This window comes from Variovorax sp. DAIF25, assembly GCF_050711835.1.
Taxonomy (GTDB): domain Bacteria; phylum Pseudomonadota; class Gammaproteobacteria; order Burkholderiales; family Burkholderiaceae_C; genus Variovorax.
The window spans coordinates 4,982,603-5,004,913 of sequence record NZ_CP136636.1 but is presented as its reverse complement, the minus strand read 5'-3'; the positions used below and the strand labels follow the sequence as shown (position 1 = coordinate 5,004,913).

General features: G+C 70.6%; 20 protein-coding genes and 1 pseudogene. 9 read left to right on the top strand and 12 right to left on the bottom strand.

The genetic code is table 11. From position 1 onward, the window contains the following. Genes R0232_RS23045 through R0232_RS23035 form a run of 3 tightly spaced genes read right to left on the bottom strand, consistent with a single transcriptional unit; the run spans position 1 to position 2,370 of the window. The gene (locus tag R0232_RS23045) at positions 1 to 915 is read right to left on the bottom strand and encodes an ADP-ribosylglycohydrolase family protein (RefSeq protein WP_431509533.1); all 915 of its coding nucleotides are present in this window, start codon (positions 913 to 915) and stop codon (positions 1 to 3) included. Between the two features lie 4 nt (positions 916 to 919). Continuing rightward, positions 920 to 1,486 carry an NADAR family protein gene (locus tag R0232_RS23040; protein ID WP_431509532.1) on the bottom strand — a complete coding sequence of 189 codons (567 nt, stop codon included), beginning with the start codon at positions 1,484 to 1,486 and terminating at the stop codon, positions 920 to 922. 38 nt (positions 1,487 to 1,524) lie between these two features. Then, positions 1,525 to 2,370: a TIGR02452 family protein gene (locus R0232_RS23035; RefSeq protein WP_431509531.1), complete on the bottom strand. Its 846-nt coding sequence runs from the start codon at positions 2,368 to 2,370 to the stop codon at positions 1,525 to 1,527. Between the two features lie 83 nt (positions 2,371 to 2,453). On the opposite strand from R0232_RS23035, the gene R0232_RS23030 reads away from it, so the two are divergent. Further along, on the top strand, positions 2,454 to 3,206 hold the full coding sequence (locus tag R0232_RS23030; RefSeq protein ID WP_398498758.1) for an NUDIX hydrolase: 753 nt from the start codon (positions 2,454 to 2,456) through the stop codon (positions 3,204 to 3,206). Between the two features lie 12 nt (positions 3,207 to 3,218). Here R0232_RS23030 and R0232_RS23025 read toward each other — a convergent pair whose 3' ends face one another. Both R0232_RS23025 and R0232_RS23020 read right to left on the bottom strand, forming a co-directional pair. Further along, positions 3,219 to 4,451 (bottom strand): RNA polymerase sigma factor, encoded by a 1,233-nt coding sequence (locus R0232_RS23025; protein WP_431509530.1) that lies wholly within the window; start codon positions 4,449 to 4,451, stop codon positions 3,219 to 3,221. Between the two features lie 19 nt (positions 4,452 to 4,470). Next, positions 4,471 to 4,833, bottom strand: a complete 363-nt coding sequence (locus R0232_RS23020; RefSeq protein ID WP_093354525.1) for a YciI family protein — start codon at positions 4,831 to 4,833, stop codon at positions 4,471 to 4,473. Between the two features lie 14 nt (positions 4,834 to 4,847). On the opposite strand from R0232_RS23020, the gene R0232_RS23015 reads away from it, so the two are divergent. Beyond that, entirely contained in the window at positions 4,848 to 5,099 is a 252-nt protein-coding gene (locus R0232_RS23015; protein WP_431509529.1) for a hypothetical protein, read from the top strand. Between the two features lie 16 nt (positions 5,100 to 5,115). Here the strand turns inward: R0232_RS23015 and R0232_RS23010 are convergent, their stop codons facing one another. The 3 genes and pseudogenes from R0232_RS23010 to R0232_RS23000 form a co-directional block, all read right to left on the bottom strand. After that, positions 5,116 to 6,477, bottom strand: a complete 1,362-nt coding sequence (locus R0232_RS23010; RefSeq protein ID WP_431509528.1) for an NAD(P)H-dependent oxidoreductase — start codon at positions 6,475 to 6,477, stop codon at positions 5,116 to 5,118. Positions 6,478 to 6,514: 37 nt separating this feature from the next. Continuing rightward, positions 6,515 to 7,389: pseudogene (locus tag R0232_RS23005) on the bottom strand (phytanoyl-CoA dioxygenase family protein). Then, entirely contained in the window at positions 7,386 to 8,117 is a 732-nt protein-coding gene (locus tag R0232_RS23000; RefSeq protein WP_208513721.1) for a GntR family transcriptional regulator, read from the bottom strand. Before R0232_RS23000 ends, R0232_RS23005 begins: the two are co-directional and overlap by 4 nt. Before the next feature lie 213 nt (positions 8,118 to 8,330). On the opposite strand from R0232_RS23000, the gene R0232_RS22995 reads away from it, so the two are divergent. From R0232_RS22995 to R0232_RS22980, 4 genes are all read left to right on the top strand, one after another. Then, complete coding sequence (locus tag R0232_RS22995; RefSeq protein ID WP_431509527.1) at positions 8,331 to 9,932, top strand: efflux transporter outer membrane subunit; 1,602 nt, start codon at positions 8,331 to 8,333, stop codon at positions 9,930 to 9,932. 74 nt (positions 9,933 to 10,006) lie between these two features. Continuing rightward, positions 10,007 to 11,206 (top strand): efflux RND transporter periplasmic adaptor subunit, encoded by a 1,200-nt coding sequence (locus R0232_RS22990; protein ID WP_431509526.1) that lies wholly within the window; start codon positions 10,007 to 10,009, stop codon positions 11,204 to 11,206. Between the two features lie 10 nt (positions 11,207 to 11,216). After that, positions 11,217 to 14,291 (top strand): efflux RND transporter permease subunit, encoded by a 3,075-nt coding sequence (locus R0232_RS22985; RefSeq protein WP_431509525.1) that lies wholly within the window; start codon positions 11,217 to 11,219, stop codon positions 14,289 to 14,291. Between the two features lie 121 nt (positions 14,292 to 14,412). After that, on the top strand, positions 14,413 to 15,378 hold the full coding sequence (locus tag R0232_RS22980; protein ID WP_431509524.1) for a threo-3-hydroxy-L-aspartate ammonia-lyase: 966 nt from the start codon (positions 14,413 to 14,415) through the stop codon (positions 15,376 to 15,378). Between the two features lie 110 nt (positions 15,379 to 15,488). Here R0232_RS22980 and R0232_RS22975 read toward each other — a convergent pair whose 3' ends face one another. From R0232_RS22975 to R0232_RS22960, 4 genes are all read right to left on the bottom strand, one after another. Then, complete coding sequence (locus tag R0232_RS22975) at positions 15,489 to 16,220, bottom strand: hypothetical protein (protein ID WP_431509523.1); 732 nt, start codon at positions 16,218 to 16,220, stop codon at positions 15,489 to 15,491. Then, on the bottom strand, positions 16,220 to 16,873 hold the full coding sequence (locus tag R0232_RS22970) for an ABC transporter ATP-binding protein (protein ID WP_208513716.1): 654 nt from the start codon (positions 16,871 to 16,873) through the stop codon (positions 16,220 to 16,222). The genes R0232_RS22975 and R0232_RS22970 overlap by 1 nt, the downstream gene beginning before the upstream one ends. Further along, a complete protein-coding gene (gene miaA, locus R0232_RS22965) occupies positions 16,870 to 17,865 on the bottom strand; it encodes a tRNA (adenosine(37)-N6)-dimethylallyltransferase MiaA (protein ID WP_431512926.1) in 996 nt (331 codons plus the stop codon). The genes R0232_RS22970 and miaA overlap by 4 nt, the downstream gene beginning before the upstream one ends. 153 nt (positions 17,866 to 18,018) lie before the next feature. Next, entirely contained in the window at positions 18,019 to 18,936 is a 918-nt protein-coding gene (locus R0232_RS22960) for an AraC family transcriptional regulator (protein WP_431509522.1), read from the bottom strand. Positions 18,937 to 19,153: 217 nt separating this feature from the next. On the opposite strand from R0232_RS22960, the gene R0232_RS22955 reads away from it, so the two are divergent. Genes R0232_RS22955 through R0232_RS22945 form a run of 3 tightly spaced genes read left to right on the top strand, consistent with a single transcriptional unit; the run spans position 19,154 to position 22,263 of the window. Beyond that, positions 19,154 to 19,495, top strand: a complete 342-nt coding sequence (locus R0232_RS22955) for a c-type cytochrome (RefSeq protein WP_256223031.1) — start codon at positions 19,154 to 19,156, stop codon at positions 19,493 to 19,495. A 37-nt stretch (positions 19,496 to 19,532) separates the two neighbouring features. Further along, the gene (locus tag R0232_RS22950) at positions 19,533 to 20,006 is read left to right on the top strand and encodes a (2Fe-2S)-binding protein (RefSeq protein WP_296777200.1); all 474 of its coding nucleotides are present in this window, start codon (positions 19,533 to 19,535) and stop codon (positions 20,004 to 20,006) included. Between the two features lie 10 nt (positions 20,007 to 20,016). Further along, positions 20,017 to 22,263: a molybdopterin cofactor-binding domain-containing protein gene (locus tag R0232_RS22945; protein WP_431509521.1), complete on the top strand. Its 2,247-nt coding sequence runs from the start codon at positions 20,017 to 20,019 to the stop codon at positions 22,261 to 22,263. The last annotated feature ends 48 nt before the right edge of the window (positions 22,264 to 22,311 follow it).

Here is a 22,311-nt window from a genome sequence, read left to right as displayed (position 1 = left end):
TCAGGCCGGATGGGCGAGCGCGAACAGCGCGCGCGCCATCGCGTCGATCTCGTCGCGCATCGCGAGCGTGGCCAGCCATGGTGTCGGAATGCCCGCCACGCCGTGGAAGGCGCCCGCGAGCTGGCCGCAGATGGCGGCCGTGGTGTCGGCGTCGTCGCCGAGGTTGGCGGCCGCGAGGATCGCTTCCTCGAAGGAGTCGGCCTGCGCGAAGCACCACAGCGCCGCCTCGAGCGATTCCACGCAATAGCCCGAGCCCTTGATCGCATCGCGCGGCTTGTCGCGCCAGCGGCCGGCCGCGAGCGCGGCCACGCCGGGGCTCGGTGCTTCGCCGAGGTCGCGCGGCGCGAGGATCGACGCCTTGTCCTCGCCGCGCAGCGCGGCCTGCAGCTGCAGCGCGAACAGGCGCGAGCAGGCGATGGCTTCGGCCGCGCCGTGCGTGGTGCGCGTGCTGTCGGCGGCAAGCCGCAGCAGTGCGGGCGTATCGGCCACGCCGAACATCGCGACCGGCGCGAGCCGCATCAGCGCACCGTTGCCGGCGGTGCGTGGGTCTGGATCGCCCGCGAAGGGATCGCCGTTCGCGAGGTAGCGCGACAGCGCGTTCGACACCGTGATGCCGATGTCGAAGCAGCGTCCGTTGCTGCTCATGTAGCCCACGCTGCGCCAGTTGCAGTAGCGGTTCATCTGGTCGACGGCATCGAAGCCGCGGCAATGGACCAGGCTGGCCGCGAGGCACAGCGCCATCGAGGTGTCGTCGGTCCATTCGCCGGGCGCGAGGCCGAAGGGCCCGCCGCCCTGCATGCCGGTGACGGGCACGAAGCTGCCGCGCGGGCTGAATTCCACGCGCGTGCCCACGGCATCGCCGCAGGCCAGGCCGAGCAGGGCGCCGCGGAAGCGGTCTTCGGACGAGACGGCCATGGCCTCAGCCTGCCCGCAGCCGGTCGCGCACGGCCATCAGCGCGAAGCCCAGCAGGTTCTGGCCGCGCCAGCGCGCCGGCTCGCGCGCGTCGGCATGGCTCGCGGCCATGCCGATGCCCCAGACCGCGTCGTAGGGGCTGGCCTCCACCAGCACCTGCTCGCCGGTGCGCAGCAGGAATTCGCCCATCGCCACGTGCTGCGAGAACTTCGCGAGGTTGCCCTGCACGACCAGGTCGAAGGCCGCGTGCTTCCAGGCCGTGTCGTCGAAACCGCGCACCGCGCGGCCCAGCTTCTTGGCCTCGGCCGGCGTGCGCGCGGCGAGCACCTGGCCCAGGACCTCGGTGTCGCCGAACAGCCGCGCCTTGCCGGCCATCATGAAGTGCTCGGCCGTCGCGTAGCGCACGCCCTCGATCTCGAACGGCGCCTCGAACCATTGGCTGAAGCAGCCCTTGCCGGCGCTGCCGTCCTTCTCGGGCTGGTGGCCCCAGAACAGCAGGTAGCGGGGTTCGAAGCCTTGGGCGATGCGCTCGATCAGGGCGGTGCGGGTGTGGGTCGAAAGAGAGGGGGTCATGGTGTTTCTTTTCATCGAAGCGCCGGCATGGGCGCGAATCAGGCGGCCAGGATGTCCTGGAACGCCGTGAAGGTCTCCTGCTGCGCCGAGGTATCGAGCACCGCGAAGACGATCCGCTCGAAGCGCATCGCCCACGGGCTGTCGGCGCCCAGGTGATGACGGAACGCCTGCGCGACGACCCGCGGATCGTTGCGGAAGACGCCGCAGCCCCAGGCACCGAGCACCAGCGCATCGCACGCCTGCCGGGCGGCGAGCGCCAGCACGCACGCCACGCGCGCCTGGAGCACCTGCGGAATCTGCGGCAGCGCGTCGGGCTGGTTGCGCGCGATCGCACCCGCGTTCGGCGCGGCGCAGGTGATGAAGGTGGCGGCCTCGGGTCGCTCCATCAGGCTCGCGTCGTCGTGGCGGAAGACGGGGCAGTCGGGCGAGACGACCATCGCGTGCGAATAGAGCAGCGAAGGCGCCGCCCGATGCGTCTCGTGGAACTGCGGTGCGCGCAGCAGCGATGCGTACAGCGCCGAGCTGGTGGCCAGCGACTCCTCTTGCGCGAGGCTCCCGCCGAGAAAGCCGCCGCCGGGATGGCGCGCGGAGGCGAAGTTCAGTGCGGCGATGCGATGGCGGCCCGTGGCCGAGAGGCGCGAGATGCCGGCCAGGGTGGTCTCGTTGACGACCTCGATGGTGGCGCGGTGCGGCCCGGTGGCCGAGTGTTCGACCTGTCGCACGAGCTCGCCGGCCTGCGCCTCGTCGAAGTAGCGCGTTTGCGCGAGGCAGGCGGCGATCTCCTTCTCGAGGCCGATCGTGCGGCCTTCCGCGGTGGCGTAGGCGCCGTGTTCGAGGATCTCCAGTGTTTCGTGCGCGAGCTTGGCGCGTTGTGCCCTGTTCATGTCTTTCCTTCTTGTTGTTCTGTTGGTCTTGATTGTTAGTTGCTCTGTACAACTAACAAGGGTTGTATAGTACAACTAATCGAATGCTCGTCAAGTCCTTCGTGAACGCCTCCGCATCGACCTTTCCGTCGCTCGACTTTCCCCGCCCCCTCGTCACCGTCGACGTGGCGATGTTCACCGTGCTCGACGACGCGCTGCAAGTCCTGCTGGTGCGCCGCCCCGCCGACAGCGCCGAGCCCTATCCGGGACGTTGGGCGCTGCCGGGCGGCTTCGTGAATGTCGATGAGGACGCCACGCTGCTCGACTGTGCGCTGCGCAAGCTGCGCGAGAAGACCGGCGTGGTCACGCCCTACCTCGAGCAGCTCGGCAGCTGGGGTGGGGCGAAGCGCGATCCGCGCGGCTGGTCGGCCACGCATTGCTTCTATGCGCTGATCCCGGCGCAGGCGATGCAGCTGCGCGGCGGCGCCAACGCGGCCGAGGTGGCGTGGTTCGAGGTCGAGGCGGCGCTGCGCAAGCGGCTGGCCTTCGACCATGGCGAGCTGCTCGCGGCGGCGGTGGCGCGGCTGCGCAGCAAGGTCGAATACACCTCGCTGCCGGCCTTCCTGCTCGAGGAGCCGTTCACGCTGCCGGCGCTGCAGCACACCTACGAGGTGGTGCTCGGGCGTCCGGTCGACAAGAGCGCGTTCCGCAAGCGCATGCTCGACGGCGGCTTCATGGAGGAGGCCGGCATGCTCGCGGGCGGGCCGGGGCGCCCGGCGATGAGCTACCGGCTGCGCGACCGCTCGCAGGCGGCGCTGTTCCCGCGTACCTTCAATGCCCGGCCCGACGCGGGCTGAGCGCGCCGCGCCTCACAGGCGCAGCATCATCGCCCCGAGGTAGGTGCGCACCGCCGCGCTGCTCGCGAGGCCGATCGCGCGCTCGTAGGCCTGGCGCGCCGCGGCACGCGCGCCGCCGGCCGCCAGCAGGTGCGCGCGCGCGGCCCAGAAGGGCTGGTAGTTCGCGACGTCCTCGGCGGGGATGGCATCGAGCGTGCGCAGGCCCGCGTCGGGTCCGCGTGCGTTGGCGAGCGCGCAGGCCAGGCTCACCTGCGCGCCGATGCTCGGCCGCAGCGCGAGCAGGCCCTCGTAGAGCGACACCAGCGCCTCGGGCGGCACCGGCGCGCCGACGCGGCGCTCGCAGTGCGCCGACTGGATCGCGGCCTCGAGCTGGTAGGCGCCCAGGCGCTGCATGGCCGAGGCGCGGCGCAGGCAGGCCTCGGCCTCGGCGAGCAGGTCGGGGTCCCAGCGCGCGGTGTCCTGCTGGTCGAGCGGCACATAGGCGCCGGTGTCGCTGCGGCGCGCCTCGGCGCGGCTCTCGCAGAACAGCATCAGCGCGAGCAGGCCCAGCGGCTCGGGCTCCTCGGGCATCAGCGCGCAGAGGATGCGGCCGAGGTCGATGGCCTCGGTGGTCAGGCCGTCGGGCCGCGCATCGGCGCCGTCGACGTCGTCCCAGCCGGTGCCGTAGGCGGCATAGATGCCGTCGAGCACGTCCTGCAGCCGCTGCGGCAGCTCGCGCTGCTGCGGGTATTCGAAGGGCACGCGGGCGCTGCGGATGCGCGTCTTGGCGCGCACCAGCCGCTGGCTCAAGGTGGCGGGCGAGGTGAGGAAGGCGCCGGCCATGCGCGCGGCATCGAGGCCCAGCACGGTCTGCAGCATCAGCGGCGTGCGCGCGGTGGCGTCGATGGCCGGATGGGCGCAGACGAAGAACAGGCGCAGCCGGTCGTCGGGCACGGCATGGCCCTCGGCCTCGGCGGTGTCCATCTCGCCGGCGAGCAGCAGCAGGGTCTGGGTGGCGTCGTCCTGCACGCGGGTGTGGCGCCAGGCATCGAGCCGGCGGTTGCGCGCGACGCTCAGCAGCCAGGCGTCGGGCCGTTCGGGCACGCCGTCGGCCGGCCAGCGCTCGAGCGCGCGCGCGAAGGCATCGGCCAGCGCGTCCTCGGAGCCGGCGATGTCGTGCGTGCGTGCCGAGAGGATCGCGAGCAGCCGGCCATAGGACTGGCGGGCCGCTCGCTCGGCAGCCTCGCGGGCGGCCGTGTCGTTCATGGCGCGTGCCTCGGCGGCCTCAACCGCCCTGGGCGCTGGCGGTGAAGGCCGGACGGACTTCCACGCCGCCGGTGGCGGCGCAGGGCGCGCGCGCGGCCCATTCGAGCGCGGCGTCGAGGTCGGGCACGTCGATCACGAAGTAGCCGCCGAGCTGCTCCTTGGTGTCGGCGAAGGGGCCGTCCTGCACCTGGCGCTTGTCGCCGCGTATGCGCAGGGTGGTGCCGGTCATCGGCGGCATCAGGCCGTGGCCGCCGAGCGCGAGGCCCGACTGGCGCACCGCGTCGGCGTAGGCCACCCAGCTCGCGCGCCGGGCCTGGGCGGACGCATCGTCGCGCTGCTCGAATTCGGCAGGCGTCTGATAGAACAAAAGCATGTACTGCATGGTGCAACTCCGTCATGAAAAGCGGACCGAGCAAGATCGCTCACACCAATGACGGCCGGCCAACCGGCATTTCGACAGCGAGTTGCATATTCTTTTACGACCCGGCCGGCAGCGCAATGCCGGTCGCCCGTACCTTCAGCCCGGGCGCGATGCGGCCGGCCGAATCGATCTTCGACGCGAAGTTGCTGTTGCTGCTGCGCTTCGGCGCGCTCGGCAGGCTCGTGCCGTGGCACAAGGTCTGCCTGCCGGTGGCGGACGCGGCCTGAGCCGCGTCGCTCGGGTTCAGGCCGCCCGGGCCTGTTCCTTCGGTGCGAACATCGCCTCGAGTTCGCTGCGCAGCTTGAAGGCGTGGGTGCCGGTGTCCATCGCCACGTCGGCCCAGGTCAGGCTCTGGCCCTTGCGCACCGGGCGCACCAGCTTGATGCCGTGCGCCAGCCCCAGCGGCAGGCCGCCGATGCGCATCGAGCGCTCGGCCGGCAGCAGCTTGCCCCAGACCGTGTAGCCGCCTTCGCCGTCGAGCAGCTCGCCGGGCGCGAGGTCGCGCTTGGCGGTGGCGACCACGTCGGCGTTCCAGCAGGTGGCCACGCCCGTGGGTTCGCCGCGCAGCGCCACGCTCGCGACCGACAGGCCGACCTCGAGCCCGATCAGGTGCCAGCGCTTGTAGAGCGTGAAGTAGCGCCCGCTCGGGTCGGTGTGGGCGTTGTATTCCTCGAAGCAGTTCTTGATGTAGTCGGTCTCGGCCTCGACCGTGACCCACACGCCCATGCGGATGTCGTAGGGGATCCTGCGGCCGTCGGCCTCGAGCGAGGAGACCACCTCGACCATGCCCTTGCGCTCGAGCACGCCGCCCTCGTCGCGCGGGCGGGTCACGAACGGGATGTCCTCCACGCTGGCCGGCGGATAGAGCAGGCCGTCGGAGGGCACGCCCAGCCCGGTGGCATTGGCCACCGCCGAGCTCTCGATCGAGGGCTTGGAACCGTCGAGGAAGCTGTTGAACATCTTCGGGTTGAGCCCGCCGCGCTGCGCCTGCTCGGGCGTGAGGCCGTAGTTGCCCCACACGGTCTCGGGCGTGGATTCGCTGAAATGCGGCAGCCACTTGTGGCCGCGCCCGGCCGCCACCACCGGAAAGCCGCAGGTGCGGGCCCAGTCCACCAGGTCGCAGATCAGCGCGGGCTGGTCGCCGAAGGCCAGCGAATAGACCACGCCGGCCTGCTGCGCGCGGCGCGCCAGCAGCGGGCCGCAGAAGGCATCGGCCTCGACCGTCACGTTGACCACGTGCTTGCCGTGCGCGAAGGCATCGAGGCAGTGGTCGACCGCGGCCACGGGGTTGCCGGTGCACTCGACCACGATGTCGATCGAAGGCTCGCGCGTCACGGCCTGCCAGTCCTCGGTGATCCAGGTGGCGCCGGACTTCAGCGCCTCCTGCACCGACGTTGCGTTGGCGCGCGCGGCCTCCCAGCCCACGCGCTCGAGGTTGGCGCGCGCGGCCGCGGGCGAGAGGTCGGCGATCGCGACCAGCTGCACGCCCGGCGTGCGCGGGATCTGCGCGAGGTACATCGAACCGAACTTGCCGGCGCCGATCAGGCCGATGCGGATCGGGCGGCCTTCGGCGGCGCGCTGCTGGAGTTTCTGGTGGAGGCTCATGGAAGGGGCTTGGTCTCGGTGGTTCTTCTTCGGGGGCTCAGGCAACGGCTTCGAGCGTCTCGGTCGAGGTGCGCAGCGCGCTCTCGGGCAGGCCGTTCTTCCACGGCAGGTCGACCGGGTAGGGCTGGAGCAGGCAGTCGTCGGGCAGCATCGCTATCGGCGCGAAGTCGCGGTGCGCGATGTACTCGGGACGCTTGTGGCGACGGATGTGGTTGCTGACCGCGCACAGGCTCAGGTAGACCGCCACGCGGTTGAACGGCGACAGGTTGCTGCCCGAGGCATGCACCAGGCAGCTGTGGAACAGGATCATCGAGCCGGCCGGGCCCTTGGGCGAGACGATGCCGCCGTCCTTGCCGCCGGCGCGATCCACGAGCTGGCGGATCAGCGCGTTGTCGACCGTCCACAGCGGGTAGCTGGTGGTCGTGAGGTCGTGCTTCGCATCGACCACGCCCTTGCGGTGGCTGCCCGGGATGAACATCAGCGGGCCGTTGTGCTCGTTCACGTCGTCGAGAAAGATCGCGCGACGTTCATCGCGCGCTCGGTCGGCATCAGGTCGTCGTTGAGCCAGGTGCCGTAGTCCTGGTGCCATTGCCAGACGTCGCCTTCGAAGGCCATCTTGCCGTTGATCTTGAACTGGTGCATGTAGACCTCCTCCTCGAAGAGGTCGCGCACCGGGCCCACCATGCGCGGATGGCGCGCGAGCTTCGCGAAGGGCTCGCTGTAGAGGTGGGCCGCGAAGTTCGTGCGCACCGCGTCCGATCCCTTCTCGCGCACGTTGAAGGCCTCGCGGCGGCCGTAGAGCTCGGGCACCGCGTCGGTCAGCACGCGGGTCTCCTCGGGGGAGAAATGGCCGGGAAAGAACAGGTAGCCGTCGCGCTCGAACTGCGCGCGTTGCTCGGGGGTCAGCTTCATGCGGTGTCTCCTTGGGTCGTGCGGGGGTGGGAAGGGGAAGAGGGGGCCGATGCGGGCGAGGCTGCGCGCGCGAGCTGCGCGGCCAGGCGCCGGCCCAGCGCCTCGCTGGCCTGCGCCACGTGCTCCTCGCTCAGGCGCGCGGCCTGCTCGGCGTCGCCCGCGGCGATGGCGGCCGCGATGGCCTCGTGTTCGTCCCACAGCGACTCGCGCTGCGGCTCGGCCTGCAGCACCGCGCCCATCGCGCGGCGCAGGTGGCGCCAGTGCTGGTCGGCGCTCTGCGCGATCAGCGGGTTGCCCGAGGCCGCGTAGATGGCCTGGTGGAAGGCCATGTCGGCATCGATCATGGCCTCGACGTTGCGCCCGCGCGCGGCGCGGCGTCCGCGCTCCATCAGCTTGGGATCGATGCGAAAGCGCTCGGCCGCCGCGAGCCGCGCGGCCAGCACGTCGAGCGCGCCGCGCACCTGGTAGACCTTGCGCATCCAGTCGGCGTCGAGCGGCGCCACCAGCACGCCGCGGCCCGGCGCGTCGTGCACGAAGCCGTCCTTCTTGAGCAGCCGCAGCGCCTGCAGCACCGGTTGGCGCGACACCGAAAGCCGCTGCGCGATGTCCTCCTGCGTGAGCCGCTCGCCGGGCGCGAGCTCGCCGCTGCTGATCGCGCCGAGCAGTGCGCGGTACACCTGGTCGACGAGGTCGGGCGCGACCTCGATGCTGACGAGTTGGGCGGGCATGGAAGGACTCCGTTTTTCTGAACTCTGTATACAGAGTACGAAATCCGGAGCGGCTGCGCAGCTAGGGTTTTCACCGGAACGGCCGGCAGCGTTCGCAATGCTCGCGTAACGCCGGGCCAGACAATCCGGCCCGGTTCCGCCCCGTTTCCGGCCGGCCTTTCTTTCTTTTCAGGTCAGCTTTTCGTGACGTTCCGGGTGTACAACCCTCGCCCAATGCAAAACCAAGAAAACAACGCACCGCAGGATCCTCCCCCCCGCCGCTGGCAGGCCGACCCGGTGCGAAGGCGCGCAGGCTGGCCCCGCCAGGGCGCCGTTCTCGGGGCTGCCTTGCTGCTGAGCGCCTGCACGCTCGGCCCCGACTTCAAGACACCGGGCCTGCCGGCCGCCGCGCAGGGCGCCGACTACACGCCCTCGCCGGTGCCGGCGCGCACCGCGCAGGCGCCGGTTCCGGGTGGGCAGTCGCAGCAACTGCTGCCGGGCCAGGACATCCCCGCGCAGTGGTGGGCCGTGTTCCGTTCCGAGCCGCTCGACCGCCTGATCCGCGACGCGCTCGCGCAGAGCCCCACGCTGGCCTCGGCCCAGGCCACCTTGCGCGAGGCGCAGGCCAACTATGAGGCGCAGTCGGGCAGCCTGCTGTGGCCGCAGGTCAACGGCACGCTGGGCGGCACGCGCCAGCGCGCCTCGCAGGTCTCGACCCAGGTGCCGGGCGGCCAGCTGCTCACGCTCTACAACGCGCAGGTCAACGTCAGCTATGCGCTCGACGTCTTCGGCGGCAACCGCCGCGCGCTCGAGGGCGCGCAGGCCACGCTCGAGGCGCAGCGCTACCAGGTCGAGGCGGTCTACCTGACGCTGACCGGCAACCTCGTGACCACCGCGATCCGCGAGGCCGCGCTGCGCGCGCAGCTGCAGGCCACGCGCGAGGTGCTGAAGGCACAGCAGCAGCAGCTCGACGTGATCGAAAAGCAGTTCGACACCGGCGCGATCCCCAAGTCGACCGTGCTGCAGCAGCGCACCCAGGTCGCGCAGACGCTGGCCACCGTGCCGGCGATCGAGAAGTCGCTCGCGCAGACGCGCCACCAGCTCGCGGTCTACGCGGGCCGGCTGCCGAGCGAGGCCGGCCTGCCCGAATTCGATCTCGCGAGCCTGAGCCTGCCCGCCGAGCTGCCGCTGTCGCTGCCCTCCGAGCTCGCGCGCCAGCGGCCCGACGTGCGCGCCAGCGAGGCCCGGCTGCACGCGGCCAGCGCCGAGATCGGCGTGGCCACCGCCAACCTCTATCCGAAGTTCAACCTGACCGGCAGCTACGGCAGCAGCGCCACGCGCACGCGCGAGCTGTTCCGCTCGGCCAGCGACTTCTGGAGCGTGGGCGCGGCGCTCGCGCAGCCGATCTTCGACGGCGGCTCGCTGCGCGCGCAGAAGCGCGCGGCGGTCGCGGCCTACGACGCGGCGGCGGGGCAGTACCGCGACACCGTGCTCGGTGCCTTCCAGAACGTGGCCGATGCCCTGCGCGCGCTCGAGATCGACGCCACCGCGCTGCAGACCCAGGCCACGGCCGAGTCGCTCGCGCGGCAGTCGCTCGACCTGACGACGACGCAGTTCCGCGCCGGCGCCGTCAGCTACGTGCAATTGCTGACCGCGCAGCAGGCCTGGCTGCAGACGCACACCGCGCTGGTGCAGGCCCAGGCCGCGCGCTATGCCGACACGGCGGCCCTGTTCCAGGCGCTGGGCGGCGGCTGGTGGAACCGCGGCGAACTCGCCGACGCCACCATCGCCCCGGCCGCCGACGCCACGCCCGCAGCGGCGCCGGCGCAGAACTGAACCCCGCCGCGGCACGACGTCATCCTGCCGCGGCACCTCACCCCCTCATCCATAACTCGAAGAGAAGCCTACCCATGACCCGGAGAATGATCATCATGATCGGCTGCGTGCTGCTGCTGGTCGCCGCCCTGGCGCTCGGCAAGTTCCTGCAGATCCGCGCGTTGATTGCCGCCGTGCCCAAGCCGGGCCCGCAGACCGTGTCGACGGTCGAGGTGCAGAAGCTGCAGTGGCAATCGCAGTTCTCCGCGGTCGGCACGCTGAACCCGGTGCGCGGCGCGGACCTCAGCACCGAGGTGGCCGGGCTGGTGCGCCAGGTGCACTTCAAGTCCGGGCAGGACGTGAAGGCCGGTGCGCTGCTGGTCGAGCTCAACGCCGACTCCGACATCGCGCTGCTGCATGCCGCCGAAGCCGCTGCCGCGCAGGCCGCCACCGTGCTCAAGCGCGACCAGGCGCAGCTCGCGGTGCAGGCCGTGAGCCAGGCGCAGATCGATGCCGACACCAACGACCTCAAGGCCAAGCGCGCGCAGGTCGAGCAGCAGGCCGCCGTGGTGGCGAAGAAGTCGATCCGCGCGCCGTTCGCGGGCCGCCTGGGCATCACCACGCTGAACCCGGGCCAGTACGTGAACGCGGGCGACAAGCTGGTCACCTTGCAGACGCTGGACCCGATCTACGTCGACTTCACGCTGCCGCAGCAGCAGCTCGCTGGCCTCGCTGTCGGCCAGATGGTGAACCTCGGGGTCGATGCCTTCACCGGCCAGGCCTTCAGCGGCAAGATCAACGCGATCAGCCCCAAGGTGGATGCCACCACGCGCAACGTGCAGGTGCAGGCCACCGTCTCGAACCCGAAGCAGCAACTGCTGCCGGGCATGTTCGCCACCGTGAAGATCGACATCGGCGGCGCGCGCGAGCAGCTCACACTGCCGTCCACCGCCGTCACCTACAACCCCTACGGCTCGACGGTGTTCGTCGTGAAGACGGCCGATGCCTTCAAGGCCGCGGCCGCGCCCGCCGCCTCGGCATCGGGCGCCGCACCGGCCGCGCCGGCCGCAGCGGCCAACGCCAATGCGCCGAGCGGACAGCAGCTCGTCGCGCAGCAGGTCTTCGTCGAGACCGGCCCGACGCGCGGCGACCAGATCGCCATCGTCAAGGGCCTGGAGGCCGGCCAGGTGGTGGTGAGCAGCGGACAGAACAAGCTGAAGAACGGCACGCCGGTCACGGTCGACAACAGCGTCCAGCCGACCAACAGCCCGAACCCGACGCCGCAGGAAAAATGAGGTCGCACGCATGAACTTCACCGACATCTTCATCCGCCGGCCCGTGCTGGCGATGGTGGTGAGCCTGCTGATCGTGGTGCTGGGGCTGCGCGCGCTGTCCGGCCTGCCGGTCAACCAGTACCCGAAGACCGAGAACGGCGTGGTCACCATCAGCACCGCCTACTACGGTGCCGACGCCGCCACGGTCGCGGGCTTCATCACGCAGCCGCTCGAGGCCGCCGTGTCGCAGGCCCAGGGCATCGACTACCTGTCGTCGTCGAGCAGCCTGGGCGTGTCGACCATCACCGCCACCCTGCGGCTGAACTACGACTCGAACCGCGCGCTGACCGAGATCAACACCCAGGTCAACTCGGTGCGCAACCAGCTGCCGCCGCAGGCGCAGCAGCCGGTGCTGACGGTGGCCACCGGCCAGACCACCGATGCCATGTACATCGGCTTCTACAGCGACACGCTGCCCAACAACAACGTCACCGACTTCCTGGTGCGCGTGGTGCAGCCCAAGCTCAATGCCATTCCCGGCGTGCAGACCGCCGAGATCCTGGGCGCGCGCACCTTCGCGCTGCGCGCCTGGCTCGATGCGCAGAAGATGGCCGCCTACGGCGTGACCGCCACCGACGTGAGCGCCGCGCTGGCCGCCAACAACTACCTCGCCGCCGTCGGCCAGAGCAAGGGCCAGATGGTGAGCGTGCCGCTCACCGCGGGCACCTCGCTGCACAGCGTGGACGAGTTCAAGCAGCTGTCCATCAAGAGCAGCAACGGCGCCATCGTGCGGCTGCAGGACGTGGCCAACGTGACGTTGGGTTCCGAGAACTACGACTTCAACGTCGCGTTCAACGGCGTGCGCTCGGTGTTCATCGGCATCAAGGTCGCGCCCGAGGCCAACATCCTCGACGTGGCCAAGCAGGTGCGCACCACCTTCCCCGAGCTGCAGGCCCAGCTGCCCAGCGGGCTGACCGGCAAGATCGTCTACGACTCGACCGACTTCATCAACACCTCGATCAGCGAGGTGATCAAGACGCTGGTCGAGGCGCTGCTGATCGTGACGGTGGTGATCTACCTGTTCCTGGGCAGCCTGCGCGCGGTGCTGGTGCCGGTGATCGCGATGCCGCTGTCGCTGATCGGCACCTTCTTCGTGATGCTGGTGCTCGGCTACTCGATCAACCTGCTCACCTTGCTGGCGCTGGTGCTGGCGATCGGGCTGGTGGTGGACGACGCCATCATCGTGGTGGAGAACGTCGACCGCCACATGCGCGAGGGCAAGACGCCGATGCAGGCCGCGCTGCTCGCGGCGCGCGAACTCGGCGGGCCCATCCTCGCGATGACCGTGGTGCTGGTGGCGGTGTACGTGCCCATCGGCTTCCAGGGCGGGCTGACCGGCTCGCTGTTCACCGAGTTCGCGTTCACGCTCGCGGGTGCCGTGGTGGTGTCGGGCGTGGTCGCGCTCACGCTGTCGCCGATGATGTGCTCGCGCATCTTCAAGCCCGAGCAGGACAGCGGCAAGTTCGCGTCGAGGATCGAGCACGTCTTCGAGCGCGTGCACCACCGCTACGAGCTGATCCTGCGCGGCGTGCTGCGCACCTGGCCGGTGATGATCGTGATGGGGGTGATCCTCATCGGCCTCTTGTTCGTGATGTTCAAGATGTCGAAGTCCGAGCTGGCGCCCGAGGAGGACCAGGGCATCGTGCTGTCGCAGGTGGTGGGTGCGCCCACGGCCACCATCACGCAGATGCAGACCTATGCCGACCAGATCTTCAAGGTCGCGCACGACACGCCCGAGTACGCGCAGCTGTTCCAGCTGACCGGCGTGCCGAGCACCAATGCGGGCATCGCCGGCGTGCTGCTCAAGCCCTGGGACGAGCGCACGCGCAGCGCGCACGACATCCAGGCCGACCTGCAGCGGCGCTGGAACGGCATTGCCGGCGCCAAGGTGGTGGCCTTCCAGTTCCCGGCGCTGCCGGGTGCCTCGGGGCTGCCGGTGCAGTTCGTGATCAAGACCACCGAGCCGTTCGAGAACCTCAACACGCTCGCGCAGCAGATCATGGACAAGGCGCGCGCCGAAGGAAAGTTCTACTACATCGACGCCGACCTGAAGATCGACCTGCCGCAGGCCACCGTGGTGGTCGACCGCGACAAGATCGCCTCGCTCGGCATCACGCAGCAGGACGTGGGCAACGCGCTGGGCGCGGCGCTCGGCGGCGGCTACGTCAACTACTTCTCGATCTCGGGCCGCTCCTACAAGGTGATCCCGCAGGTGCAGCAGGTGGACCGGCTCAACCCCTCGGACGTGCTGAACTTCTACATCAAGACGCCCAACGGCGTGGTGCCGGCCAGCACGGTCGCGAGCCTGAAGTACAGCGTGCAGCCCGAGACGGTGAACCACTTCCAGCAGCTCAACTCGGTGACCATCCAGGGCGTGCCCAGTGGCACGCAGGGCGAGACGCTCGAGTACCTGCGCGGCGTGGTGCAGCAGCTCGCGCCCAGCGGCTACACGGTCGACTACGCGGGCCAGTCGCGCCAGTTCGTGCAGGAGTCGGGCAACTTCGCGATCACCTTCGTGTTCGCGCTGATCATCGTGTTCCTGGCGCTGGCGGCGCAGTTCGAGAGCTTCCGCGACCCGATCGTGATCCTGGTGTCGGTGCCGCTGGCGCTGTTCGGCGCCATGATCTTCATCTTCTGGGGCTTCGCCTCGATGAACATCTACACGCAGGTCGGGCTGGTCACGCTGATGGGCCTGATCAGCAAGCACGGCATCCTGATCGTCGAGGTGGCGAACCGGCTGCAGAAGCAGGGCCTGAGCAAGCTCGACGCCATCGTCGAGGCCTCGGGCACGCGGCTGCGCCCGATCCTGATGACGACGGCCGCCATGGTGTTCGGCGTGCTGCCGCTGGTCATCGCCTCGGGCGCCGGCGCCGCGGGCCGCCAGGCGATGGGCATCGTGATCTTCAGCGGGCTGTCGATCGGCACGCTGTTCACGCTGTTCGTGGTGCCGGCGATGTACCTGTTCATCGCGGCGCGGCACGAGAAGGAAGAAACGAGCCAGGCCGACGTCGTCGCGCCGCAGGGGCAGGTGGCACCCGAGGCCTGAGCCTCGCGCCCCTGCGATGAAGCGCCCGCGGTCGTGACGACCGCGGGTTTCTTTTTGGGGGCCTGCCTTCCCGCCTCCGGCGGCCTTGCCCGCGCGCTTTCAACTGCGCGACACTAGGCCCATGCAACTCCCCACCTACGACGACGTCACCGCCGCGGCCGCGCGGCTCGAAGGCCATGCCCACCGCACGTCGGTGCTGCGATCCAGCACCGCCGATGCCCGCTGGGGCGCCCAGTTCTTCTTCAAGTGCGAGAACTTCCAGCGCATGGGCGCGTTCAAGTTCCGCGGCGCCTTCAATGCCTTGTCGAAGTTCGACGCCGAGCAGCGCAAGGGCGGCGTGATCGCCTTCTCGTCGGGCAACCATGCGCAGGCGATCGCGCTGGCGGCCCGGCTGCTGGCCATGCCCGCGGTGATCGTGATGCCCAAGGACGCGCCGGCCGCCAAGCTCGCGGCCACGCGCGGCTACGGTGCCGAGGTGGTGCAGTACGACCGCTTCACCGAGGACCGCGAGGCGCTGACGCGCCGGCTCGCCACCGAGCGTGGCATGACGCTGATCCCGCCCTACGACCATCCCGACGTGCTCAGCGGCCAGGGCACGGCCGTGAAGGAACTGATCGAGGAGACGGGCCCGCTCGACCACCTGTTCGTCTGCCTCGGCGGTGGCGGCCTGCTGTCGGGCTCGGCCCTGTCGGCGCGCGCGCTCGCGCCCGGCTGCAAGGTCTACGGCGTCGAGCCCGAAGCCGGCAACGACGGCCAGCAGTCGTTCCGCGCGGGTCGCATCGTGCACATCGACACGCCCAAGACCATCGCCGACGGCGCGCAGACCCAGCACCTGGGCGAATACACCTTCGGCATCATCCGGCGCGACGTCGACGACATCTTCACGGTGAGCGATGCGCAGCTGGTGGAGGCGATGCGCTTCTTCGCCGAGCGCATGAAGATGGTGGTCGAGCCCACGGGCTGCCTCGCGTTCGCGGCGGCCTGCGCGGCGGGTCCGCTGATCGCGGGCCAGCGCGTGGGCGTGCTGATCAGCGGCGGCAACGTGGACCTGGGGCGCTACGCGGCGCTGCTCGGCGGCACGGCCTGACAAGGTGTGAATAAACCTACTGCGCGCTCCGATCTCGCACCTGCGGTCCTCACCGTACAAAGTACGGCTCCGGTCCTCGGCGCGACCTCGGGGCGCTCGCTACGGTTTCTTCACACCTTGTGAGGCCTGCGCCAGACGACGCGGCGCGCGTTCTCGCCGCATTCGAGCAACTGCCGGTAGGCCGGCGCATCGAAGCCCGGCAGTTCGAACAGCCAGGCCTCGAAGCGTGCGAAGCCGCCGGCCAGCGTGGTGACCGCCATCAGCGGCTGCGTGCCGTCGCGCTGCGCGCAAGGCTCGATCCACACGCGCGGCAGGCCCTCGGCCATGGTCTGCGAGCGCACCGCGATCGCATCGATGGCCGCGAGCTCGACACGGGTCTGCACGCTGCCCTGGCGCACCAGCATCAGCGCATCGCTGCCGAGCGCGATGCGCGCGCTGTCGTAGGATGATTGCGACGGAGCGGCCGGCCCTTTGCCGCGCAGCGCGCCACGTGCCTGCTGGAACGCGCGCAGCGAGCGGCTGCCGAAGATGTAGGCCGTGCCCACCGCATAGAAGACGGCCTGGAAGCCGATGAAGGCGATCGTCGCCGGGCCCACGCCATGGGCGTTGCGCGTGGAAATCAAGGTCCAGAGCGCGAAGGCGCTGGCGACGGCTGCGACCGCGCTGATCGCGCCCCAGAGCCAGGCCGCTGCGCGGCTGCCGCGCAGCGCGGCCAGGAACACCAGCGCATAGACGGCCAGCCGGATGCCGATCATCGAACTGGGCCGCGCGACCACCTGCCACAGCTCGGTGGCGACATAGATCGCCGCGATCGCGGCCAGCGGCCAGGGCGCGCGCGCCATCAGCCGACGCGGATGCCCGCGGCCGTGAGGTGCAGCAGCCGGTCGGCGCGCGCGGCCGCGCTCTCCGAATGCGTGACCAGCACCAGCGAGGCGCCATGCTCGCGCGTCTGCGCGATCAGCAGCTCCATGACCTTGGCGGCGGTCGAGGGATCGAGGTTGCCCGTGGGCTCGTCGGCCAGGAGCAGCGCGGGCCGGTGCACCAGCGCGCGCGCGATCGCCACGCGCTGCAACTGGCCGCCCGAGAGCGTCTGCGGCAGCCGCGCGCCCATGCCCGGCAGGCCCACGGCCTCGAGCATGCGCGCGATGCGCGCCTCGTCGCGGCGCTCGCCGAGCAGCATCAGCGGCAGCGCGACGTTCTGCGCCACGTCGAGGTGCGGCAGCACGTGGAAGGCCTGGAACACGAAGCCCACGTGGCGCCGGCGCCAGAGCGCGCAGGCCTCGCCGTCGAGCGCGCCGATGTCGGTGCCGTCGTGCACCACGCTGCCGGTGTCCCAGCGGTCGAGGCCGGCCATGCAGTTGAGCAGCGTGGACTTGCCGACGCCCGATTCGCCGACGATGGCGACGAACTCGCCGGGCTCGATCGCGAGGCTGACGTGCTCGAACACCGGCGCCTGGCCGTAGTGCTTGCCCAGATCGGAGATGCGCAGGGTCATGGGAGGAGCGTGGGCGCGATGAGGCGCACCGCCGACGGCAGCGCGTCGGGCGCGTCGCAGGCGATCACGGTGCGGTGGGGCATGCCGCGCAGCCAGGTGACCTGGCGCTTGGCGAGCTGGCGCGTGGCGGCGATGCCGCGTTCGCGCAGGTCTTGAAGGGCGGCGGCATCGGGCGGGTCGGCGACCTCGAGGGTCTCCCAGGCCTGCCGGTAGCCCACGCAGCGCATCGAGGGCAGCTCGGGCGAGAGGTCGCCGCGCGCGCGCAGCGCACGCACCTCGTCGAGCAGGCCCGCGGCCAGCATCGCGTCGAAGCGCTGCGCGATGCGCGCATGCAGCCAGGCGCGGTCGGCGGGCTCGAGCGAGAACAGCCGGCCGCCCTCGACGCCGCGCGTGGACTTGCTGTCGCTGCCATGGAAGTGCGACAGCGGCTGGCCGCTGCTCTCGTAGACCTCGAGCGCGCGCTGGATGCGCTGGCTGTCCTGCGGCGCGAGCCGCGCGGCCGTGACCGGATCGACCTGCGCGAGCCGCGCATGCATCGCGGGCCAGCCGAGTTCGGCGGCCTCGGCATCGATGCGCGCGCGCACCGCGGCATCGGCCGCGGGCATCGCATCGATGCCGTCGAACAGCGCCTTGAAGTACAGCATCGTGCCGCCCACCAGCAGCGGCATCGCGCCGCGCGCGCGGATCTCGTCGATCAGCCGCGCCGCATCGGCCACGAAGGCCGCGGCGCTGTAGCTCTCGCGCGCATCGAGGATGTCGATCAGGTGGTGCGGCGCCGCGCGCAGCTCGTCGGCGCTGGGCTTAGCGGTGCCGATGTCCATGCCGCGGTAGACCAGCGCCGAATCGACGCTGACGATCTCCACCGGATGCTCGCGTGCGAGTGCTAAAGCGACGGCGGTCTTGCCAGAGGCGGTGGGGCCGGCGAGCGCGATGAAGCGCGGGGGATCGGGGGAGGGGAAAAGGGACCCATGAAGGGGTCGAGCGTAGCAAATGGAGGGGACGAAGACGGGAACGGACTTCCGGACGCAGAGGACGCGAAGGTCTCGCAAAGGACGCAAAAGGAATGCAAGGAGATTTTCTTGAATTTCTCTTTCGCGCTCTTCGCGAGACCTTCGCGTCCTCTGCGTCCGGCTGTTGTGTCTATCTCAACTCGTCTCGCGCATGCGCCGTATGTCGCGCAGCGGCGGCGCCCCGAACAGCCGCGCGTATTCGCGGCTGAACTGCGAGGCGCTCTCGTAGCCCACGCGCACGCCCGCGGTGCCGGCGTCGATGCCCTGGTTCAGCATCAGCTGCCGCGCCTCCTGCAGCCGCAGCTGCTTGAGGTACTGCATCGGGCTCATGCCCGCCACGGCGCGGAAGTGCTGGCGGAAGGTCGAGGGGCTCATGTTCGCGGAGGCCGCCAGTTCGTCGGCCAGCACATTGCGCGTGAAGTTGAGCTTGAGCCAGGCCATGCTCTGCGCCACCTGCTGGCTCGGCGAGCCGATCGCCACCAGGCGCTGCAGCTGCGGCCCGTGGCGGCCCGCGAGCAGCCGCACCATGATCTCGCGCTGCAGCAGCGGCGCGAGCTGCGGGATCAGCCGCGGCTCGGCGAGCAGGTCGACCAGCCTCGTCACCGCGCCGAGCAGCGTGGGGTCGAGGTCGCCGAGCGACATGGCGCGCTGGTTGCCGTCCCGGGTCGGCGGGGGCAGCGCCATCTCGGCGGCCAGTTGCACGACCGCGCGCGGATCGAGCTGCAGCGCCAGGCCGACGAAGGGCTGCGCCGTGCTGGCGCGGGTGATGTGCGAGACCACGGGCAGGTCGGCCGTGGTCAGCAGCGACTGGCCCGCCGCGTAATCGAACACCTCGCCGCCGAGCGCCACCCGCTTCTGCCCGCTGACCGTGATGCCGAGACCGAAACCGTAGAGGCAGTGCAGCGGCGCGGTCGCGGCGCTGCGGCGGTGCAGCGAGAGCGCGGGAATGGCCGTGAGGTGGTCGCCGTCGGTATTCGCGATGCGCGCCACGGCGCGCTGCAGGTCGTCGAGCACGGCCGGGGAATCCAGCCGCGCGGATTCGGCGAGGTCCATCTGGATCCTTTCGAAGTACAGGTCACGAAAAGTCTAGCCCGCCGCTTTCGCGCGGCGCGCATTTCCGTCGCAGTCTCGGTGTTTCAGGCAAGAACGCGAGCGAATCAGGCAAACGCGCGGCCGGTCTTCGCCCCACACTCGCCGGCGGTGGGCCCGCGGCCATGCGGCGTCATGCGCCACGGGCCCGCCGTCGAATCAGGCAACCCTCCTTTCCACGATGAACACAGAAAAAATCACCTCCATCGCAGCACCGCTCGTGCTGGCCCTGGCCGTCGGCGCCGGCGCGCTGTGGCCGCTGCAGGCCGACGCCAGCCTCGCGCTGGCCCAGAAATACGCCTGCGTCGCCTGCCATCAACCCGCCACCAAGGTGGTGGGCCCGTCCTGGAAGGACATCGGCGCGAAGTACGGCGACGGCAAGGGCACGGCCGCGCAGCTCGCTGCCAGCATCAAGGCCGGCAGCTCGGGCAAATGGGGCCCGATGCCGATGCCGCCGCAGGCCCAGGTGCCCGACGCCGACCTGCAGGCGCTCGCGCAATGGCTGCTCGACGGCGCCAAGTGAATCCCGTTCCCCCACCCACCCACGGAGAAAACAAGCAATGACTGCGCTCCACGTCAATGGCCGTGACCACACGGTCGATGCCGATCCCGGCACGCCCATCCTCTGGGCCCTGCGCGACACGCTGGGCATGACCGGCACCAAGTTCGGCTGCGGCGCCGCGCTGTGCGGCGCCTGCACCGTGCACCTCGACGGCCAGGCGATCCGCTCGTGTATCACGCCGATCGCCGCCGCCGAGGGCAAGAAGATCACCACCATCGAACGCATGACCGACGGCAGCGACCGCGTCGGCGCAGCCGTGCATGCCGCCTGGGTGCGGCACGACGTCGCGCAGTGCGGCTACTGCCAGAGCGGCCAGATCATGAGCGCGACCGCCTTCCTGCAGTCGCTGCCCGCGGGCAAGCAGCCCAGCGCCGACGAGATCGACTCGGCCATGGCCGGCAACATCTGTCGATGCGGCACCTATGCGCGCATCCGCGCGGCCGTGGCCGATGCAGCCCGCAACCTCGCCTGAAGGAAACGCCATGCTGCCCCACATCGACTACCACGACCTGCCGCGTTCGCTGCAACGCCTGATGGCCCGCCCCGCGGCCGACGAGCCCGCCGCGCTGCCGCGTCGCAGCTTCCTCAAGATCGTCGGCGCGAGCGGTTTCGCGCTCGGCACCTTCCCGCATCTGGCCCTGGCGCAGACCGGCGGCGCGGCCCCGGCTGCCGGCGGCCTCAAGCCGACGCAACAGCCGCTGGCCTTCGTGCAGATCGCGCCCAACGGCGAGGTCATGGTGACCATCAACCGGCTCGAGTTCGGCCAGGGCGTGCAGACCGGCCTGCCGATGATCCTGGCCGAGGAGCTCGACGCCGACTGGGCCCTGGTGCGCAGCCGCAGCGGCACCAACGACGCCGCCTACGCCGATCCCTTCTTCGGCATGCACCTGACCGGTGGCTCGAACACCATCAAGAACAGCTTCGTGCAGTACCGCGAGCTCGGCGCCCGCGCCCGCGCCATGCTGCTGTCGGCCGCGGCGGCGCGCTGGAAGGTCGACCCCTCCACCCTGCGCACGCAGGCCGGCACGGTGCTCGGCCCGGGCGGGCGCAAGGCGAGCTATGGCGAACTGGCCGAGGCGGCGATGGCGCTGCCGGTGCCCGAGAAGGTGGTGCTCAAGGACCCGAAGGACTTCCGCATCATCGGCCGCCCGACCCAGCGCCTCGACGCGGCCGCCAAGAGCAGCGGCCGGCAGGACTTCGGCATCGACGTCAAGCACCCGGGCCAGCTCACGGCGGTGGTGGCCCATCCGCCGGTGTTCGGCGCCCGCCTGGCTTCGGTCGACGACAGCGCCGCGCGCGCCGTCAAGGGCGTGAAGGCCGTCGTGCGCATTCCGCTGGACCGCGGCGCCGAGGGCGTGGCGGTGGTGGCCGACGGCTACTGGCCCGCCAAGCTGGGCCGCGACGCGCTCAAGCTGCAATGGGACACGGCGGCCGTCGAGAAGGTCGACTCCGACAAGCAACTGGCCCAGTACCGCGAACTGGCCGGTCGTCCCGGCAAGCGCAAGTTCGACGCCGACATGGCGCCGCTGGCCAGCGCGCCGCGCAAGCTCGAGGCCGAGTTCGTGTTTCCCTACCTGGCGCACGCGCCGATGGAGCCGCTGAACTGCACGGTGAAGCTGTCAGACGGTCGTGCCGAGCTGTGGGTCGGCACCCAGTCCGCCGACCTCGATGGCTTCGCCGCGGCGCGCGCGCTGAAGCTCGAGCCCGCTCAGGTGAAGGTCAACGTGCAGATGGCGGGCGGCGGCTTCGGCCGGCGCTTCGTGAGCACCAGCGACTTCGTGGTCGAGGCCTGCGAGATCGCCAAGGCCACGCGCGCGGCCGGCCTCGACGTGCCGGTGCGGCTGCTGTGGAGCCGCGAGGACGACATCAAGGGCGGCTACTACCGGCCGATGCACCTGCATCGCGCGCGCATCGGCTTCGACGAGCGCGGCAGGATCCTCGCCTGGGACCATGTCATCGTGGGCCAGTCCATCACCGCGGGCACGGTGTTCGCGGGCGCCATGGTGAAGGACGGCATCGACGCCACGGCGGTCGAGGGCATGCGCGATCCCTATCCGCTGCCGATGCGCCTGACGGTGCACCATCCGCAGCTCAACGTGCCGGTGCTGTGGTGGCGCAGCGTGGGCTCCACCCACACCGCCTTCGTGATGGAGACGCTGATCGACGAGATCGCGCGCAGCACGAAGCAGGACCCGGTGGCCTACCGCATGCAGCTGTTCGGCGACAAGCATCCGCGCCATCGCGCCGCGCTGCAACTGGCGGTCGACAAGAGCGGCTACGGCAAGAAGAAGCTCGCGGACGGCCGCGCCTGGGGCGTGGCGGTGCACGAGTCCTTCGAATCGGTGGTGGCCTACGTGGTGGAAGCCTCGGTCAAGGACGGCCAGCCGGTGCTGCACCGCGTGACCAGCGGCGTGCACTGCAACCTGGCCGTCAATCCGCGCAGCGTGGAAGCGCAGGTGCAGGGCGCGGCGGTGATGGGGCTGTCGACCTGCCTGCCGGGCAGCGCGATCACCCTGAAGGACGGCGTGGTGCAGCAGGGCAACTTCGGCGACTTCACGGTGGCGCGCATCACGCAGGTGCCGGAGTTCGACATCCACATCGTGCCGAGCGCCGATGCGCCCAAGGGGATGGGGGAGCCGGGCCTGCCGCCGCTGGCGCCCGCGTTCGCCAATGCCGTGGCGCAGCTGACGGGCAAGCCGCTGCGGCAGTTGCCGTTCGACCTGGCATGAAAACGGGGCGGTGAGGAAGGTCCGTGCCCTCGGGCACGGACCGGCGAC

Bases quoted from the DNA above. Each gene is read 5' to 3' on its own strand.
- R0232_RS23045 (WP_431509533.1), bottom strand. From the start codon at position 915: ATGGCCGTCTCGTCCGAAGACCGCTTCCGCGGCGCCCTGCTCGGCCTG.
- R0232_RS23040 (WP_431509532.1), bottom strand. From the start codon at position 1,486: ATGACCCCCTCTCTTTCGACCCACACCCGCACCGCCCTGATCGAGCGC.
- R0232_RS23035 (WP_431509531.1), bottom strand. From the start codon at position 2,370: ATGAACAGGGCACAACGCGCCAAGCTCGCGCACGAAACACTGGAGATC.
- R0232_RS23030 (WP_398498758.1), top strand. From the start codon at position 2,454: ATGCTCGTCAAGTCCTTCGTGAACGCCTCCGCATCGACCTTTCCGTCG.
- R0232_RS23025 (WP_431509530.1), bottom strand. From the start codon at position 4,451: ATGAACGACACGGCCGCCCGCGAGGCTGCCGAGCGAGCGGCCCGCCAG.
- R0232_RS23020 (WP_093354525.1), bottom strand. From the start codon at position 4,833: ATGCAGTACATGCTTTTGTTCTATCAGACGCCTGCCGAATTCGAGCAG.
- R0232_RS23015 (WP_431509529.1), top strand. From the start codon at position 4,848: ATGAAAAGCGGACCGAGCAAGATCGCTCACACCAATGACGGCCGGCCA.
- R0232_RS23010 (WP_431509528.1), bottom strand. From the start codon at position 6,477: ATGAGCCTCCACCAGAAACTCCAGCAGCGCGCCGCCGAAGGCCGCCCG.
- R0232_RS23000 (WP_208513721.1), bottom strand. From the start codon at position 8,117: ATGCCCGCCCAACTCGTCAGCATCGAGGTCGCGCCCGACCTCGTCGAC.
- R0232_RS22995 (WP_431509527.1), top strand. From the start codon at position 8,331: ATGCAAAACCAAGAAAACAACGCACCGCAGGATCCTCCCCCCCGCCGC.
- R0232_RS22990 (WP_431509526.1), top strand. From the start codon at position 10,007: ATGACCCGGAGAATGATCATCATGATCGGCTGCGTGCTGCTGCTGGTC.
- R0232_RS22985 (WP_431509525.1), top strand. From the start codon at position 11,217: ATGAACTTCACCGACATCTTCATCCGCCGGCCCGTGCTGGCGATGGTG.
- R0232_RS22980 (WP_431509524.1), top strand. From the start codon at position 14,413: ATGCAACTCCCCACCTACGACGACGTCACCGCCGCGGCCGCGCGGCTC.
- R0232_RS22975 (WP_431509523.1), bottom strand. From the start codon at position 16,220: ATGGCGCGCGCGCCCTGGCCGCTGGCCGCGATCGCGGCGATCTATGTC.
- R0232_RS22970 (WP_208513716.1), bottom strand. From the start codon at position 16,873: ATGACCCTGCGCATCTCCGATCTGGGCAAGCACTACGGCCAGGCGCCG.
- R0232_RS22960 (WP_431509522.1), bottom strand. From the start codon at position 18,936: ATGGACCTCGCCGAATCCGCGCGGCTGGATTCCCCGGCCGTGCTCGAC.
- R0232_RS22955 (WP_256223031.1), top strand. From the start codon at position 19,154: ATGAACACAGAAAAAATCACCTCCATCGCAGCACCGCTCGTGCTGGCC.
- R0232_RS22950 (WP_296777200.1), top strand. From the start codon at position 19,533: ATGACTGCGCTCCACGTCAATGGCCGTGACCACACGGTCGATGCCGAT.
- R0232_RS22945 (WP_431509521.1), top strand. From the start codon at position 20,017: ATGCTGCCCCACATCGACTACCACGACCTGCCGCGTTCGCTGCAACGC.